The organism is Aquabacterium sp. A7-Y (assembly GCF_026153205.1).
In the GTDB taxonomy this organism is placed as follows: Bacteria; Pseudomonadota; Gammaproteobacteria; order Burkholderiales; family Burkholderiaceae_C; genus Caldimonas.
The window spans coordinates 1-1957 of record NZ_JAPFBW010000078.1; the positions used below are offsets into that span (position 1 = coordinate 1).

Sequence of the window (1957 nt, forward strand, 5' to 3'; positions counted from 1 at the left end):
TCTCGCCTCTCTGCTGATAGCGACGCAAGGCGATATCAGTGCCGACGACGGACAGGATGGTAGAAGTTCTGGGGTTGAGCGGCAATAGCTCTTTAACAAATAACAGCCGATAAGCGTGGGCGTTTGAAGGCGAGTGCCAGGGACTGTGGGCAACTGCAGTTCCGGGTCGCAAGACTTTAAATGCTCATGGAAGTGAAGTTCACTTCAATTCTTTGAGCGAAATTCAAGATCGAACTGAAGAGTTTGATCCTGGCTCAGATTGAACGCTGGCGGCATGCCTTACACATGCAAGTCGAACGGCAGCACGGGAGCAATCCTGGTGGCGAGTGGCGAACGGGTGAGTAATACATCGGAACGTGCCCAGTAGTGGGGGATAGCCCGGCGAAAGCCGGATTAATACCGCATACGACCTGAGGGTGAAAGCGGGGGATCGCAAGACCTCGCGCTATTGGAGCGGCCGATGTCAGATTAGCTAGTTGGTGGGGTAAAGGCCTACCAAGGCGACGATCTGTAGCTGGTCTGAGAGGACGACCAGCCACACTGGGACTGAGACACGGCCCAGACTCCTACGGGAGGCAGCAGTGGGGAATTTTGGACAATGGGCGCAAGCCTGATCCAGCCATGCCGCGTGCGGGAAGAAGGCCTTCGGGTTGTAAACCGCTTTTGTCAGGGAAGAAAAGCTCTGGGCTAATACCTCGGAGTGATGACGGTACCTGAAGAATAAGCACCGGCTAACTACGTGCCAGCAGCCGCGGTAATACGTAGGGTGCGAGCGTTAATCGGAATTACTGGGCGTAAAGCGTGCGCAGGCGGTTGTGCAAGACAGATGTGAAATCCCCGGGCTCAACCTGGGAACTGCATTTGTGACTGCACGGCTAGAGTGCGGCAGAGGGAGATGGAATTCCGCGTGTAGCAGTGAAATGCGTAGATATGCGGAGGAACACCGATGGCGAAGGCAATCTCCTGGGCCTGCACTGACGCTCATGCACGAAAGCGTGGGGAGCAAACAGGATTAGATACCCTGGTAGTCCACGCCCTAAACGATGTCAACTAGTTGTTGGACGGCTTGCTGTTCAGTAACGAAGCTAACGCGTGAAGTTGACCGCCTGGGGAGTACGGCCGCAAGGTTGAAACTCAAAGGAATTGACGGGGACCCGCACAAGCGGTGGATGATGTGGTTTAATTCGATGCAACGCGAAAAACCTTACCTACCCTTGACATGCCAGGGATCCTGCAGAGATGTGGGAGTGCTCGAAAGAGAACCTGGACACAGGTGCTGCATGGCCGTCGTCAGCTCGTGTCGTGAGATGTTGGGTTAAGTCCCGCAACGAGCGCAACCCTTGTCATTAGTTGCTACGAAAGGGCACTCTAATGAGACTGCCGGTGACAAACCGGAGGAAGGTGGGGATGACGTCAGGTCATCATGGCCCTTATGGGTAGGGCTACACACGTCATACAATGGCCGGTACAGAGGGCTGCCAACCCGCGAGGGGGAGCCAATCCCAGAAAACCGGTCGTAGTCCGGATCGCAGTCTGCAACTCGACTGCGTGAAGTCGGAATCGCTAGTAATCGCGGATCAGCATGTCGCGGTGAATACGTTCCCGGGTCTTGTACACACCGCCCGTCACACCATGGGAGCGGGTTCTGCCAGAAGTGGTTAGCCTAACCGCAAGGAGGGCGATCACCACGGCAGGGTTCGTGACTGGGGTGAAGTCGTAACAAGGTAGCCGTATCGGAAGGTGCGGCTGGATCACCTCCTTTCTGGAAAACGGCGAAGCCGTTTCGGTGAAGGCTAACTTCGCTTGCGAAGTTAAGCGCGCCGAGCGCGGCCGAAGCCAAGAGTGCACTCAAGTTTGGGCGCCCACACTTATCGGCTGTTGTTGTGTACGACAGCAAGTGAACGTGAACCGGCAGGTTGACGCCGGCTGCAGACGCTTCACGCAGAAGTGAGTGAAC

The 1957-nt window shown here is 55.9% G+C and carries 1 rRNA gene; it reads left to right on the top strand.

Going from position 1 to position 1957, the window contains the following annotated elements:
- Positions 1–231: 231 nt before the first annotated feature.
- Positions 232–1762: ribosomal RNA gene (locus OOT46_RS30590) — 16S ribosomal RNA — on the top strand.
- The last annotated feature ends 195 nt before the right edge of the window (positions 1763–1957 follow it).